Annotated in this window: 13 protein-coding genes; 8 read left to right on the plus strand and 5 right to left on the minus strand. The window is 57.7% G+C overall.

Translation table 11 applies throughout. From position 1 onward, the window contains the following. Window positions 1-3: 3 nt before the first annotated feature. From ACR0A2_RS00395 to ACR0A2_RS00410, 4 genes are read left to right on the plus strand one after another with little or no spacing between them, the layout of a single operon-like run. A complete protein-coding gene (locus tag ACR0A2_RS00395) occupies window positions 4-1,626 on the plus strand; it encodes a dihydroxyacetone kinase subunit DhaK (RefSeq protein ID WP_480445571.1) in 1,623 nt (540 codons plus the stop codon). A 37-nt stretch (window positions 1,627-1,663) separates the two neighbouring features. Beyond that, on the plus strand, window positions 1,664-2,692 hold the full coding sequence (locus tag ACR0A2_RS00400) for a LacI family DNA-binding transcriptional regulator (RefSeq protein ID WP_367397080.1): 1,029 nt from the start codon (window positions 1,664-1,666) through the stop codon (window positions 2,690-2,692). A gap of 27 nt (window positions 2,693-2,719) precedes the next feature. After that, window positions 2,720-3,775, plus strand: a complete 1,056-nt coding sequence (locus ACR0A2_RS00405; protein WP_171167441.1) for a sugar phosphate isomerase/epimerase family protein — start codon at window positions 2,720-2,722, stop codon at window positions 3,773-3,775. Then, window positions 3,775-4,929, plus strand: coding sequence for a Gfo/Idh/MocA family protein (locus ACR0A2_RS00410; protein ID WP_480833698.1), 1,155 nt, complete (start codon window positions 3,775-3,777; stop codon window positions 4,927-4,929). The genes ACR0A2_RS00405 and ACR0A2_RS00410 overlap by 1 nt, the downstream gene beginning before the upstream one ends. Before the next feature lie 112 nt (window positions 4,930-5,041). Here the strand turns inward: ACR0A2_RS00410 and ACR0A2_RS00415 are convergent, their stop codons facing one another. From ACR0A2_RS00415 to ACR0A2_RS00430, 4 genes are read right to left on the minus strand one after another with little or no spacing between them, the layout of a single operon-like run. Further along, a complete protein-coding gene (locus ACR0A2_RS00415; protein ID WP_480833699.1) occupies window positions 5,042-5,608 on the minus strand; it encodes a TetR/AcrR family transcriptional regulator in 567 nt (188 codons plus the stop codon). Continuing rightward, a complete protein-coding gene (locus ACR0A2_RS00420) occupies window positions 5,599-6,675 on the minus strand; it encodes a flavin monoamine oxidase family protein (RefSeq protein WP_480833700.1) in 1,077 nt (358 codons plus the stop codon). The genes ACR0A2_RS00415 and ACR0A2_RS00420 overlap by 10 nt, the downstream gene beginning before the upstream one ends. A gap of 3 nt (window positions 6,676-6,678) precedes the next feature. Further along, entirely contained in the window at window positions 6,679-7,362 is a 684-nt protein-coding gene (locus ACR0A2_RS00425) for an SDR family NAD(P)-dependent oxidoreductase (RefSeq protein ID WP_480833701.1), read from the minus strand. 3 nt (window positions 7,363-7,365) lie between these two features. Then, window positions 7,366-8,034, minus strand: coding sequence for a cupin domain-containing protein (locus tag ACR0A2_RS00430; protein ID WP_480833702.1), 669 nt, complete (start codon window positions 8,032-8,034; stop codon window positions 7,366-7,368). Between the two features lie 603 nt (window positions 8,035-8,637). On the opposite strand from ACR0A2_RS00430, the gene ACR0A2_RS00435 reads away from it, so the two are divergent. From ACR0A2_RS00435 to ACR0A2_RS00450, 4 genes are all read left to right on the plus strand, one after another. Then, a complete protein-coding gene (locus ACR0A2_RS00435; RefSeq protein WP_480833704.1) occupies window positions 8,638-9,588 on the plus strand; it encodes an ABC transporter substrate-binding protein in 951 nt (316 codons plus the stop codon). Between the two features lie 78 nt (window positions 9,589-9,666). Beyond that, window positions 9,667-10,704, plus strand: coding sequence for a quaternary amine ABC transporter ATP-binding protein (locus ACR0A2_RS00440; protein ID WP_480833705.1), 1,038 nt, complete (start codon window positions 9,667-9,669; stop codon window positions 10,702-10,704). Next, window positions 10,697-12,286 (plus strand): ABC transporter permease, encoded by a 1,590-nt coding sequence (locus ACR0A2_RS00445; RefSeq protein WP_171362601.1) that lies wholly within the window; start codon window positions 10,697-10,699, stop codon window positions 12,284-12,286. The genes ACR0A2_RS00440 and ACR0A2_RS00445 overlap by 8 nt, the downstream gene beginning before the upstream one ends. 54 nt (window positions 12,287-12,340) lie before the next feature. After that, window positions 12,341-13,321, plus strand: coding sequence for an arginase family protein (locus tag ACR0A2_RS00450; protein WP_480833707.1), 981 nt, complete (start codon window positions 12,341-12,343; stop codon window positions 13,319-13,321). Here ACR0A2_RS00450 and ACR0A2_RS00455 read toward each other — a convergent pair. Continuing rightward, window positions 13,318-14,286, minus strand: a complete 969-nt coding sequence (locus tag ACR0A2_RS00455; protein WP_480833708.1) for an agmatinase — start codon at window positions 14,284-14,286, stop codon at window positions 13,318-13,320. The genes ACR0A2_RS00450 and ACR0A2_RS00455 overlap by 4 nt on opposite strands. Between the last annotated feature and the right edge of the window lie 47 nt (window positions 14,287-14,333).

The raw sequence follows: 14,333 nt of genomic DNA on the forward strand, positions 1-14,333 counted from the left end.
AGCATGGCCCAGTTCCTCAACACAAAAGAAACCCTCGTGACCGAGGCGATAGATGGTCTTCTTGCATCCTCAGGTGGGGCACTGACCAGATTGGATGGGTACCCTCATATCAAGGTTGTCTACAGATCGGATTGGGACAAATCGAAAGTCGCCCTGGTTTCGGGCGGAGGTTCCGGCCACGAACCTGCCCATGCCGGGTTTGTGGGCGCCGGAATGTTAACTGCGGCCGTATGCGGAGAGGTTTTCGCTTCCCCATCGGTAGAAGCTGTCCTGGCGGGCATTCTGGCCGTGACCGGTGAGGCGGGGTGTTTGCTGATCGTCAAGAATTATACTGGCGACCGGCTGAATTTTGGACTGGCGGCCGAGCGCGCCCGCGCATTGGGGCGCAAGGTGGAAATGGTGGTGGTCGATGATGACATCGCCCTTCCTGACCTTCCGCAACCGCGTGGCGTGGCAGGGACCTTGTTCGTGCACAAGATTGCCGGAGCATTGGCAGAACGTGGGGCTGATCTGGAAACTGTAACCAAGGCCGCTAAGAACGTAGTCGAGAAAGTAGTCAGTATCGGGATGAGTTTGGACACCTGCACCGTTCCGGGTTCCCCGAAAGAAGACAGGATTGCCCCCGGCAAAGCAGAGCTCGGGTTGGGTATTCACGGTGAGCCAGGTGTTGAGCAGGTGGAGTTCGCAAATGCCGTGACCGCAATGTCCACCGTCGTGGAAAAGTTGAAGCAGCGAGTGGGGGCGGGTGACTGCGTGGCGCTGTTAAACAACTTGGGGTCTACAACACCGCTTGAGATGTCTGTTTTGACGCACGCCTTGTCCGAAACCGGTATCGCGGGACATATTATCGGTCCGGCACCGATGATGACTTCGCTGGACATGCATGGATTTTCTGTGTCGATTCTGCCGGTTGATCCGAATGACTTGTTGGCGCTGGAAGAACCGGTCGAGTTGGCGGCATGGCCAGGGGTCAAAACGATAAAGTCGGTTCGAATTGCCCCTTTGCCAGATGGTTTGACCCCGATTGACCCCATCCCGTCGAACAATCCGGCGACCAAGGAAACAATAAATCGCTTGGCAGAGCTGCTGATCCAAGCCGAGAAAGACCTGAACGAATTGGACGCGAAATCCGGAGATGGAGATACGGGCAGTACCTTGGCGACAGCGGCCAGATCTTTGCAGGGAAGCCTGGATCGAATGCCTCTTGCGGACCTGACGCAATTGTTTCCCGCGCTGGGCAACGAACTGAGCCAGACCATGGGGGGATCTTCCGGTGTGATCCTGGCGATCTTTTTCAATGCCGCCGGAGATGCCTGTGCCAGTGGCGCTTCTATATCAAAGTCTTTGGTCGAAGGCCTGAACCGGGTCAGCCAGGTAGGTGGGGCCAAAGTTGGCGACAGGACAATGATTGATGCTCTGGCACCTGCGCTTGAGGCGCTGCCTTCAGGGCTGGTGCAAGCCGCGAAAGCCGCGCGCGAAGGTGCTGACAAAACCGCAAATATTCACCGTGCCAAGGCAGGCCGCGCAGCCTATGTTCCCGAAGAAAACCTGATCGGACATAACGACCCGGGTGCAGAAGCTGTTGCATTGTTGTTCGAAGGCTTGGCACGGGAGATTGAGGGCTGAAAGACACGTGGAAGACCAAAAGCAAAAACTAGAATTGGTGAAAAAGCCAACCGTAAACGACATCGCGCGCGTTGCGGGTGTCAGTCTGGCGACTGTTGACCGGGTCTTGAACAGGCGTCCCGGTGTGCGGGCGGTCACCGTGCAGAAAGTGCAAAAGGCGATTGATGAGCTTGGGTATGTGCGCGACACCGCTGCCGCCAACCTCGCGCGGAACCGTGTCTACAATTTCGTCTTTATTCTGCCGGATGCCGGCAATGAATTTGTCGAGGCCATATGCGATCAGATAGCTGAACAATCGCGCGATCAGTTCATAGAAAGAACGCGGGTCACGATAAAAAAGGTCGCTCCGTTCGAGCCTCAGGACATTGTCAACATTCTGGATGGGGTCGACCACCTGAGCGTCGACGGGGTGGCCGTATTCGGGCCGGAAACGCCTTCGGTCCGCGACGCTGTGAAGAGGGTCAGGGATAAAGGCATTCCAGTGGTTGCATTGGTGTCGGACTTGCCAAGCTCGGACAGAGATCATTTTGTCGGGATCGATAACGTTTCGGCCGGGCGAACCGCAGCTCAGTTGATGGGGCGCTTTGTGCATCGTCCGGGTAAGGTTTTGGTTCTGACGGGTTCACGTTTGGCACGTGATCATCTGGAGCGGCGCCAGGGATTTGATCTTGTTGTCGCTGAAGAATTCCCTCATCTCGAAGTCGTGGCGTCTGTCGAGGGCAGGGATGACCCGGATCTGATCTACAAGATGATGCCTGGGATATTTGAGACCTACCCCGACCTGGTCGGAATATACTCTTCCGCCGCGGGCAATGCGGGTTTGGTTCAATTTCTGTCAGAGAGCAGGATCAGCAAGGATCTGGTCATTATCGCGCATGAACTCACGCCGCTTAGTCGTGATGCGCTTCGCCGTGGCACCTTTGACGCGCTGATCTCGCAGGACTCCGGGCATCTGGTGCGGTCCGCCGTGCGTCTGTTGCGTGCAACATCGGACAAAGTCCCGTTCAACAAATCACAGGAACGCATCCGCATCGACATCTATCTGAAGGAAAACTTGCCGCCATAGAGGCATTGGTTTCGGGGAGGAAACTGAATGAAGACGATCAAAGGGCCTGCATTATTTCTTGCACAATTTGCCGGTGACGAAGCGCCGTTCAATTCATGGGACGCCATAACCAAATGGGCGGCGGATTGCGGATACAGGGGCGTTCAAGTGCCCAGTTGGGACGGGCGGTTGTTCGACCTTGAAACGGCCGCGACAAGCAAAGACTATTGCGATGACTTCAAGGGCAAAGCCCAAGAGAACGGCGTTGAAGTCACGGAATTATCGACGCACCTGCAAGGCCAACTTGTCGCTGTTCACCCGGCCTATGATACGGCGTTTGATGGTTTTGCGGCCGAAAGCGTCAGGGGAGATCCCAAAGCCCGGCAGGAATGGGCCGTTGATCAGGTCAAGAAAGCGCTTTCAGCTTCTCGGAATTTGGGAATCTCGGCTCATGCAACATTCTCTGGCGCGCTGGCCTGGCCTTACGTGTATCCTTGGCCCCAACGTCCTGCTGGTCTGATTGAAACCGCATTTGATGAGCTTGCCCGTCGTTGGGTGCCGATTTTGGACCACGCCGAAGACTGTGGCGTTGATGTTTGCTATGAAATCCACCCCGGCGAGGATCTTCATGACGGGGTGACATACGAAATGTTCCTTGAACGAACAGGCAACCATGCGCGGGCGTGCATGCTGTACGACCCGTCGCATTATGTCCTGCAATGCCTCGATTACCTTGACAATATCGACATCTATAAAGACCGCATCCGGATGTTTCACGTAAAGGATGCCGAGTTCAATCCGACCGGAAGGCAAGGTGTCTATTCCGGCTATCAAAGCTGGGTCGATCGGGCAGGGCGGTTTAGGTCACTTGGCGATGGACAGGTGGATTTCGGGGCTGTCTTTTCCAAGATGGCGGCAAACGACTTTGATGGCTGGGCCGTGGTCGAATGGGAATGCTGCCTGAAACATCCCGAGGACGGCGCGCGTGAAGGTGCGCAGTTCGTTTCTGATCATATTATTCGCGTGACCGAGAAGGCCTTTGACGACTTTGCCGACGGCGGCACCGACGAAGCGGCCAATCGGAAAATGCTGGGGATAGGCTGATGGTAACAGGACGCAACGAAGAAAGAGCGGGGCGCATTCGCCTTGGTATGGTCGGCGGCGGAAACGATGCTTTCATCGGCGGTGTCCACCGCATAGCCGCGCGACTGGATGACAAGTTCGAGCTGGTTGCAGGCGCGTTGTCCTCGACGCCCGAAAAATCCCGGGATAGTGGCGAGGCGCTGGGCCTCGAGCGGGTTTACGATGACTTCAAGCAGATGGCGATGCGAGAAGCGCGTTTGAAATCCGGGATCGAAGCGGTTTCGATCGTCACGCCAAATCACGTTCACTATGCTGCCGCGCGTGAGTTTCTGAAACGCGGCATTCACGTGATTTGCGATAAGCCGCTTACGTCGACCCTTGGTGATGCGAAGAAACTGGTCAAAACCGCTGAAAACTCAAACGCGCTGTTCATCCTTACCCACAACTACACGGGCTATCCAATGGTTCGGCAAGCGCGTGAGATGGTTGCCAACGGGGATATCGGCAAAATCCGCGTGGTTCAGGTTGAGTATCCGCAAGACTGGCTGACAGAGCCGCAGGATTTCAAGCAGGCCGAGTGGAGGACTGATCCGGAACGCTCCGGTGCCGGAGGATCAACCGGTGATATCGGAACTCATGCGTATAATATTGCCTGCTTTGTAACCGGATTGAGGGCAGAAAGCCTTGCGGCGGATTTGCAGGCTTTTGTGCCGGGTCGTCAGGTCGACGATAACGCGCATGTGTTGCTGAGGTTCCAAGGCGGAGCCCGTGGCATGCTGTGGTCTTCGCAGGTTGCGCCCGGTAACGAAAACGCTCTGCGATTGCGTGTTTACGGCGAAAAGGGCGGCATCGAGTGGGCTCAGGAAGACCCGAACTATCTTTGGTTTACTCCTTACGGAGAGCCAAAGCGTCTGATCACCCGAAATGGGGCTGCGGCAGGGGATGCGGCCAATCGGCTCAGCAGAGTGCCCCCGGGACACCCCGAAGGTTACCTGGAAGGGTTCGCCAATATCTATGGCGAAGCAGCCGAAGCCATTCTGGCGTTCAGAAACAGAAGTTCACCTGACGCATCCGTTGTCTATCCAACGGTCCAGGATGGGCTTGAAGGCGTCAGGTTTGTGGCCGCATGCGTGCAAAGCTCTGCCAGAAATTCGGCCTGGGTCAAGCTGGAGTGAGGCTTTCTGCTTTGCGGGTTGAATTGTAGGCCTTGAATGAAAAACCGGGTTGAGGCGGGCAGGCGCCTCATCAATCGACGCGGCCATTCTGTATAAGCAAACTTAGGCCGTGTCACAAACAACGTGCTGTTAGCGTTTCCACGGCGTCATCAAAGGTTTGGGCGCTCTTCTCGGCCCGCGCCGTCAGATGAGCGCCTTCCAGCAAGGCCAATGCCGCGCGTGCCTCTGCTTTCGGATCCTCAACGCCCGTGATCGAATGATCGGCTTTGCCAAGCGCAAAGACATTCTCGATCCACCGGGTCATCATGCGCCGGAACTCGCGGATTTTGTCGGTGACCTCATTCGACAAGCTTTCCCGGCTGATGATCAGCGACACACATAAGCACAGGGTTTTCCCGTCGTTCAAAGCCGCGCGATACAGCGCGATCAATGCACGCATGCGCCCGCCCGCCGTGTCACAAGTTTCCTCGATCTCGTCGCAGCGCGCGGTAAATTCGGAATGGTAGCGTGTCATCAAAGCGGCAGAAAGCGCGGCTTTGGTCGGGAAGTGATAGTGGATCGATGCCTTGCGGATGCCCACATCATTGGCAAGGTCAGCATAGCTGAAGCCGTCGAAGCCTTTGCTGCGTACGGCAAATTCGGCAGAATTCAGCAAAGCGGTTTTTGTATCTATTTCCATGCCACGTTCATCTTATTTGCGCTCAACAATGCCGCTGTGTTTTCTGCTGCTTCCAATGCACCTTCCAGATATCCCCCAAATTGCGCGGCTGTTTCGGTGCCACTGAAAATGATCCGGTCTTCCCAGATCCGTGTCATGGCCTTCGGCATGCCGTACTGCGGATGGGCATATACGGGCTGAAGGTCTAGGTCGGTCGCTGTGAAGCGATCAAACGCCCAGTCTTTTAGCAAAAGCGCGCTGGGGCTGGTCGCCTTGCGCCCGAACAAGCGCCCCAGCTGAGCCAGAACCTGCTGCCGCAAATCCCCTTCATCCCGGCGCGCTTGCGCAGGGATGCCGATGAAACCGAACAGCGCGAAGGAACCACCGCTGGCAGGCGACGCGTCGTGGATTTCCACCATGGGACCGCGCCGGCTCATTGCATCCCCTGACAGTCCGTCTTCGCGCCAGAACGGAGTGTCATAGACCGCAACCGCTTTGGCCTGGCCGGCCATCCAGGTCGCGATGTGCCGCATGGCTGACAACGTGCCATCGGGCAGGGCGGGCTCATAGATCAACTCGGCCGCGATGCGTGGGGGCATGGCAAGTACCACACGGTTCGCCAAAATATGCTGCCCAGATTGCGTGGTGACCCGAACCCCGCCTTCGGTGCGGGCCAAGGCGGTGATCTGCGTGGACAGGTGAATTGCCCCATCCGGCAACCGTGCCGACAGCGCATCTGTCAAAGCAGCGAGCCCCCCGACCAGACGATATGACCCTTCCATGGATGAAAACCCGCGGCCCCGCTCAACACGGCCCTGTTCATCTTCGAAACTCAGTGCGCCGGAACTGAATTGGTCAAACCGGTGCAGGCCCAGCCGGTCTGTCAGCGCTGCGATACGTGGCTGGCCGGGCCAGAACCAAGCCGGACCCACGTCCAGGTGAGCGTTCCCCTGAATCTCGGTCAGAATGCGTCCGCCCAGACGGCTGCGCGCCTCAACAACCAGTACTTCCTGACCCTGATCCACAAGCTGTGTCGCCAGGCTGAGCCCTGAAAGCCCGCCGCCGATGATGAGCGTATCGGTGCGCATGGATCAGAACCCCTCAGTTGAAGGACGCAGGTCCAGCTCTTGGGTCCAAGTCGACCGGGGTTGTTGCGCCAGTTGCCAATATACATCGGCAATATCTTCGGGCTTCATCATTTTGGCTGGGTCCAGACTGTGCCGGTCGCGTGACCGGGCCGTGTCGATTATGCCGTCCAGAATGACATGCGTGATATGCACGCCCGCCGGTTGAAACTCTCGTGCAAGCGATTGTGTCAGCCCGCGCAGGGCAAACTTGGCCGAAGCAAATGCTGAAAACTGTGCACCACCGCGCAGAGAGGCGGTTGCACCCGACACGATCAAGGTTCCGCCACCGCCACGGACCATCGGCTGCATCACCGATTGCGCCAGCACGATCAGCGTTTGCACCATCGACGTCCAGCTGCGCTGGTAATCGTTCAGCGTTGTTTTCAAGAAGGGTGAGATCACCAGTTCTGCGGTGTTGTGAACCACGATCTTGGGCGGCCCGTAAGCGGCAATCAAATCGGCTATGACCGGTGCCGTTTCGCCGGGGTCGGACAGATCGACCTGATGAAAGGAACCGATTGGGTTGTCGGGTTGGGTTCGGCCCAGACCCACAGTCACCATGCCTTCGGCCTGGAAACGCGACACCAACTCCTGGCCAAGCCCAGCCCCCGCTCCGGCGACGAGCGCCAAGGGTTTTTGTTCAGACATCGGTCACACCGCCGGCGGTTGGGCGTAAGGCAGGTGGCCTGTTTTCATCCAGATCTTGGCCCCGTTCGCCCCCGCAACGGCCGTCAGGCTGTGGCCTTCAGGCAGGCGCAGCCAATCGTTTTTGACCAGTTCGTCCCCGCCTTCGGTGACCGACCCGTCGATTATCAGAACCTCGATCCCGCCAGGGGCGTCCGAGCGCAGCGTCGCGCCCGCGTCCAGATCGGAGTAGGTCACTATCTCGCGCGCATCCTCATGCAGGACTGCGGTGGCGATGCCGTTCGCGGGCGCGCGCAGCTCATCCACCATGTTTTTGCGAAACTGGGTTCGGTCGTTCATGTCGAACTGCCAGAGCTTGACGAAGATCGTGCATCCCGGTTCCGACCCCGGTGTGTGTTGCGAGGTTGGCGGATTGCGCACATAGGTCCCCGCCGGATAGTCACCGTGTTCATCCTGAAATACACCGTCAAGGACAATGAATTCCTCACCGCCGGTATGGGTGTGGGCAGAGAAATGACTGCCCGGCGCATAACGCACGATAGTGGTGGCCCGTGCGACCTCGCCTCCGATCCTGTCCAGCATCCTGCGATCCACACCCTTCATAGGAGAGGCCTGCCATTCCAGCTGGTCCGAGCGAACGACAACGCGGTCAGAGAAGTCCGAATTGATTTCCATGGGTTCAGTTCTCTTCCTTGGTAACGACAAGAGTGACTATCTACCAGTAGGTAGGCGAATGCCAGCTGAAATGTTGGAATAGGCGACATATTTCACAGAGTGTTGAACGGTTTCTTGTCAGTGGGGCTTGCTCCTACGATTAGGTGGCGGAACCGCCAATGAGAGGTTTCACGCCTCGTTTTGAGGGCGGGGCGTGCGCGACACGCTGTATCAGGGGCAGCAATATCTGCTTGATATCAATTGCTTCGTGCAAAAGGAAAGCTTCAAAAGCCGTTTTGAAACTGGCTGTGGTTTTCGCGCGAGGCAATTCAGTGCTCATGAAAACAGCGGGTATCTTCGGTTTCGGAGGTTTCGGAAGTACCGTATTGAATTGCAAGAAGCCGAAACAAACTTATGATAATATCGCATTCATGAGGTAGAAAGACGTAACCCTTGATGGGCAACGCATCCGCATGCTTCACTTTCGGGGCTATGTCAGCATTTGATTTTGCTGGCCCCAAAAAACCGAAAGGCACTACTTTTCCACACCAAAAACCTGAGCGCACCGCTGCCCGAGAGGGTGAGAAAAACAAGCGCGGAAGCTACCCAACACGGAGATATCAGATGAAAAAAATTGCAACGCTACTTGGAAGCGCATCTTTCGCGATTGCCGGGCCGGCCATGGCCGCGGATATCGTGATCGGTGTGCCCAACTGGGCCTCGGTGAACGCCACGGCACATATTCTTGAGGTCGTGATCGAAGAAAACCTCGGCCTGGACGTGGAATTGCAAAACGGCACCAACCCGATTGTCTTCGAAGCGATGGACAGTGGTTCGATGCACGTCCATCCGGAAGTGTGGATGCCCAATCAGCAGAACCTGCACGATACCTATGTCAAGGAAAACGGCACCGTCGTCATGAACCAAAACCCGGTTCAGGCCGAGCAGGGCATGTGCGTGCCGACCTATGTCGCGGAACAGTATGACATCAAATCGATCGATGACCTGAGCGACCCCGACAAGGTTGCGATCTTTGACACCGATGGCAACGGAACACCTGAGGTATGGATCGGAGCACCGGGTTGGGCGTCGACCGTTGTCGAGAAGATCCGGGCCAAGTCCTATGGCTATGACCAGATCTTCGAGCTTACGGAATACGAAGAAACCATTGCCTATGCCAATCTGGCAAATGCGACCAAAGCGGGCGACCCGTGGATCGGGTTTTGCTACAGCCCCCACTATATCTTCGTGACACAGGATCTGACGGTTCTGGAAGAACCGCCTCATGATCCGGCCACCTGGACAATCGTTCAGCCCACGGATGATCCGGATTGGTTGTCCAAGTCCGAGGCGTCCTCGGCCTGGAACGGAGCAACGCTTCACTTGCACTACGCCAAGGAACTGGAAGAGAGCTATCCCGAAGTGGCCGCCCTGTTCAGCAACTACCAGATGACAGGCGACGATCTGAGCGCGATGGGCAAGGCGCTGGCCGTCGACAACATCGAAGCTGCGGATTTCGCCAAGGAATGGGTGGCTGCGAATGAAGACACCGTCATTGGCTGGCTGACCAACTAAATCACCAATCTTTGGGCCGTCGCGCAAAACCGCGGCGGCCTTTTTCTGTCGGGCAGGGCATCGCCCTGTGGGGGATAAATGGACGAACCTGTCGTAAAATTAGAAAACGTTTGGAAGATATTCGGCTCGCGTGCGGAAGAGGCAATGGAAGCGGTCAGAAACGAAGGCATAGGCAAGCCGGAGGTTCTGGAGCGGTTCAACTGTGTTGTCGGCGTTCAGGGCGCCACGTTCGAAGTGCCGAGGGGTGAGATTTTCTGTATCATGGGGCTGTCCGGCTCGGGCAAGTCCACTTTGGTGCGACATGTGAATCGATTGATCGAACCCACGGCGGGTCGGATCGAGATTCTGGGTCACGATGTTTCGAAACTGTCGGAATCCGAGTTGCGCCGCATTCGCGCCCAGCAAATCGGGATGGTCTTTCAGCACATGGCGCTGATGCCGCATCGTTCCGTACGCGATAATGTGGCCTATCCGTTGGAGATCCGAAAGGTGTCCAAGTCAAAGCGCTGGGCCGTCTCGGATCACGCGCTGAGCCTGGTGAATCTGACAGGTTACGAGGACCGCCTGCCCAAAGAGCTTTCGGGCGGGATGCAGCAACGCGTGGGGATCGCGCGGGCGCTGGCTTCGGACCCGGAAATCCTGTTGATGGATGAACCTTTCTCGGCCCTCGATCCGCTGATCCGCCTGCAATTGCAGGACCAGTTCAAAGCGCTTGTGGCACAGCTGAAGAAGACCACGCTGTTCATCACCCACGATCTGGACGAAGCCATTCGGATCGGCCACCGGATTGCGATCATGAAGGACGGCGTCATCGTGCAGATCGGAACACCCGAAGACATCGTCATGAACCCGTCCGACGATTACGTACGCGAATTCGTTCAGGGCATCTCAAAACTCAAACTGGTCAAAGCGCATTCCATTATGGAGCCGGTGGACAGTTATTCAGGGCCGCTCGACGGTGCGCCCCGAGCGGACGAGGGCGCGGATCTGGATCAACTGATCGACCTGGCCGTGAATTCTGATCTGCCGGTCGTCATCACGGATGCGGGCGTTGATGTGGGCGTCGTGACCAAGCCGCGCCTGTTGCGCGGTATCCAGGGGGGCAAAAATGACTGATGCTGCAACAGAGATGAAAGTAACCGCCGCCTCTGATATCGAGGTCGATCGCGAGGCCCTGGACCTTTCCATCAAAGAGTTCGCGGGTCCGAACGGTGACTACTATGTCAACGCCTTCCACAAGATTCATGATGCGACCAGCGCGATTCCCAACACATTCAACAAGTGGGCCGCGTTGCTGGGGCCGTTCTGGTCTGCGTCACGCGCCATTTGGGGCATGTTCTGGACCTTTCTGATCCTTGAGATCATCGCGTGGGTTCAGATCGGCAGGGGCGCGTGGGGCAATCCCGGCGCCGATTTCGCGGACCGCGCCGCCCGTCAGCAGGAACGCGCGGCCGAACTGTTGGCGCGCGCAGCGGATGCCACGGAACAGGCCGATATCGACCGTTTCACCAAACTGGCCGAGAACATACAGAAAGCAGCGGCCACAAGTCTGGAAAGGGCTGCCGCCGCGCAGTCCGAGGCGGCAGGAATCCTGATTACCGGGTTGTTGATGTTGCTGGTGTTCAAATTGGTTCAAGGGTTCTATGCCGACCGCGTCTACGAGAAACAGTATTCGAACTGGCGTATCGATCCGGACAGCACGGAAAGTGGGCGTTCGACCCGTAACATCGTCATGGGCGCGATCCTTGTTGCAGCAATTGGACCATTGATTGTGTACAAGTTCACCGTGAACGCATCCCTTCCATTGTTGGACGCGTTCCCGGAACAGCAAGTGTCTGCGATGTTTCTTGGGGAAGGCAACGGCACGCTGTTCTCGAGCCTGGCAAACTGGATGGAGGCCAGGATTGATGCGGCCGCTGCGGCGGGCGGCGACATCTTTGACGGGATCGTGGCGGGCGTGCGATCGGTGCTTGATGCGCTGACGATTGCACTGATCGGGTCGCCCTGGCCGGTGGTCATGCTGGTCATCTGTGTGACGGCCTGGCGTGCGGCGGGACCAAGGGTTGCCATCTTCACCGCGTCTTCCCTGGCCTATATCGCGTTGCTGGGGTATTGGGACGTGGCGATGGAAACGGTTGCTCTGGTCGGTGCGGCGGTGTTGCTGTGCGTCGTCTTCGGCATTCCGCTGGGTATCTGGTTCGGAAAGTCGCAGCGCGCTTATCGCGCGGCGGAACCGGTTCTGGACCTGATGCAGACGCTGCCCGCCTTCGTCTACCTGATCCCGATCATCGCCTTCTTCGGCACCGGCAACCCGCCGGGGATTCTGGCCACCATCATCTTTGGCATGCCGCCGGTGATCCGCCTGACGGCACTGGGAATGCGGGGGGTGCCTGAAAGCATCAAGGAAGCTGCCGTCGCCTTTGGCGCGTCGAAATGGCAACTGTTGAAGGATGTTGAAATCCCGCTGGCGCTGCCATCGATCATGACCGGTGTGAACCAGACGATCCTGATGTGCCTGTCCATGGTCGTGATCATCTCGCTGATCGGCGGGGGCGGTTTGGGCAAGGAAATCCTCGAGGCGCTGCAATATGCTGCCAAGGGGCCGGGCCTGCTGGGGGGCTTTGCGATCCTGTTCCTTGCCATGGTAATGGACCGGATCGTGCAGGGCGCGTTCCGACGAGAAGACGAAAAACTCTGAACGCAAGCGCCCCCGGTTCTGATCGGGGGCGCTTTTCTTTGATCCGAGGAAATCATGACCGACCCGTATGAACAATCGATGATGGACAACCTGTATTGGTGGGGCGTGCCCACACTGTTCCGGTGTCCCAATGTCGGGCCCGAAGGGCAGGATATCGCACTGGCGGGCGTGCCGCATTCGACGGGCAACGGCACGACCGAAAGGGACCAGCACCTGGGACCACGCGCGTTGCGGCATGTCTCGGCCGTACAACGCAGGGTGCATTCGGTCTTTGAAATTGATCCTTGGCAGAGTGCGCGGATCGCCGATGTTGGTGATGTGCCTTTTCCAAAGGCCAACGACAACGAAGACTGCATCGAACGCATCACTGAATTCTACAAGACCATAGACGCGGCCGGAGCGCGCCCCGTTTCCGTCGGAGGCGACCATTCCATCACCGGTGGCATTGTTCAGGCCCTGGGTGGCGGCAAGCTTGCAGGCGGGCAGCCGGTCAGCTTTCTGCATCTGGACGCGCATACGGATGTCTTCACCAAGGTTGATCACTTTCTTGGTGCCAAGAAATCAGCGGCTCACTGGGGGGCCTATCTGGCCGATCAGGGGCAGGTGGATCCAACCCGGTCGATGCAGATCGGTCTGCGGGGCCATCCACGCAGCCTGGACTGGCTGCAACCGTCTTATGACTACGGGTACAATATCGTCACAATGCGAGAGTTCCGACAGCGCGGGTTGGCCGATGTGGTCGCGCAGACCAAAGAGGTTTTGGGTGACCGCCCGGTTTACATCACTTTCGATCTGGACTGTCTTGACCCAACCGTCGCGCCGGCCGTGTCCAATCTGGAACCGGGTGAGAAGGGGTTTGACATCGATGAGGCGGTCGGCATCCTGCGCGCGGCGCGCGGATTGAACATCGTCGGCGGCGATGTGGTCTGCATGATGCCCACCAAGGACAGCCCCAACAACATCACCGCGCTGACGGCGGCGGCCGTGATGTTCGAGATGATTTCGATGATCGCCGAGAACGTCGCGCGGGCCTAGCGCCGCGCGTCGATCGCCTGTGCCAGAACACACAGCAACTCGAACATCAGCGAGATGCCAAGCCACGCCGTCCCGCCTTGGGGGTCGAATGGCGGTGACACTTCGACAAGATCGGCGCCAACAAGGTTCAGACCGGACATCCTGCGAATGACCTGCTGGGCCTGAAAGCTGTTGGGCCCGCCGATTTCAGGTGTTCCTGTGCCGGGGGCGTAAGTTGGATCGACAAAATCGATGTCATAGGTGCAATAGGTCGGCTGCATGCCAACGATATCGCGTACCTCGTTAATGACGTCGTCCATGCCCCTGTCGAACAGTTCTTCGATACGGATGATGCGGATGCCCTGCGCCTCGCCCCATTCGATATCTTCAGTGTTGTAGGCCGTGCCGCGAATCCCGACTTGTACAAAACGCTTCGGGTCCACCAACCCTTCCTCGACCGCTCGGCGGAACGGGGTGCCGTGGGTGAATTTGTGACCTCCGAAATAAGTGTCGAACAAGTCCGTGTGACTGTCGAACTGGATCAGACCAACCGGACCCGAAGCGGCCAGGGCTCGCAGGACGGGCAGGGTGGTCAGGTGATCCCCTCCGGCGGTCAATGGTGTGATGTTGCGGGCTTGAAGATCCGTGTAGAAACGCGTGACCCGATCCAGCGTGTCTTCTATGTCGACGGGATTGGGGGCGACGTCTCCTAGATCTGCGCAGTTCACCATTGAAAACGGTGCCACACCCGTAACCGGGTTCATCGCCCTGATCATGGTGGAATAATCTCTTAATTGCCGCGGACCATGCCGGGCGCCGGGGCGATTTGTAGTTCCGCCGTCCCAAGGGATACCGACGATGCCCAGTTCGACCTCCGAGATTCGTTCGTGCGCCAGATCCAGCATGGGCAGGCGCATGAATGCGGGAATGCCGGCAAATCGGGCCAGTTCCATGGCGGACACCGGTTGAAAAAATGAATCGGCCATGATGCCCCATCCTCTGCAAGTTTCCTCAGTGACCCTAACGGTTCAGG

The sequence above is a fragment of the Ruegeria sp. H8 genome (assembly GCF_056532905.1).

Bases quoted from the DNA above. Each gene is read 5' to 3' on its own strand.
- ACR0A2_RS00415 (WP_480833699.1), bottom strand. From the start codon at position 5,608: ATGGAAATAGATACAAAAACCGCTTTGCTGAATTCTGCCGAATTTGCC.
- ACR0A2_RS00410 (WP_480833698.1), top strand. From the start codon at position 3,775: ATGGTAACAGGACGCAACGAAGAAAGAGCGGGGCGCATTCGCCTTGGT.
- ACR0A2_RS00425 (WP_480833701.1), bottom strand. From the start codon at position 7,362: ATGTCTGAACAAAAACCCTTGGCGCTCGTCGCCGGAGCGGGGGCTGGG.
- ACR0A2_RS00455 (WP_480833708.1), bottom strand. From the start codon at position 14,286: ATGGCCGATTCATTTTTTCAACCGGTGTCCGCCATGGAACTGGCCCGA.
- ACR0A2_RS00440 (WP_480833705.1), top strand. From the start codon at position 9,667: ATGGACGAACCTGTCGTAAAATTAGAAAACGTTTGGAAGATATTCGGC.
- ACR0A2_RS00405 (WP_171167441.1), top strand. From the start codon at position 2,720: ATGAAGACGATCAAAGGGCCTGCATTATTTCTTGCACAATTTGCCGGT.
- ACR0A2_RS00450 (WP_480833707.1), top strand. From the start codon at position 12,341: ATGACCGACCCGTATGAACAATCGATGATGGACAACCTGTATTGGTGG.
- ACR0A2_RS00420 (WP_480833700.1), bottom strand. From the start codon at position 6,675: ATGCGCACCGATACGCTCATCATCGGCGGCGGGCTTTCAGGGCTCAGC.
- ACR0A2_RS00430 (WP_480833702.1), bottom strand. From the start codon at position 8,034: ATGGAAATCAATTCGGACTTCTCTGACCGCGTTGTCGTTCGCTCGGAC.
- ACR0A2_RS00395 (WP_480445571.1), top strand. From the start codon at position 4: ATGGCCCAGTTCCTCAACACAAAAGAAACCCTCGTGACCGAGGCGATA.
- ACR0A2_RS00445 (WP_171362601.1), top strand. From the start codon at position 10,697: ATGACTGATGCTGCAACAGAGATGAAAGTAACCGCCGCCTCTGATATC.
- ACR0A2_RS00435 (WP_480833704.1), top strand. From the start codon at position 8,638: ATGAAAAAAATTGCAACGCTACTTGGAAGCGCATCTTTCGCGATTGCC.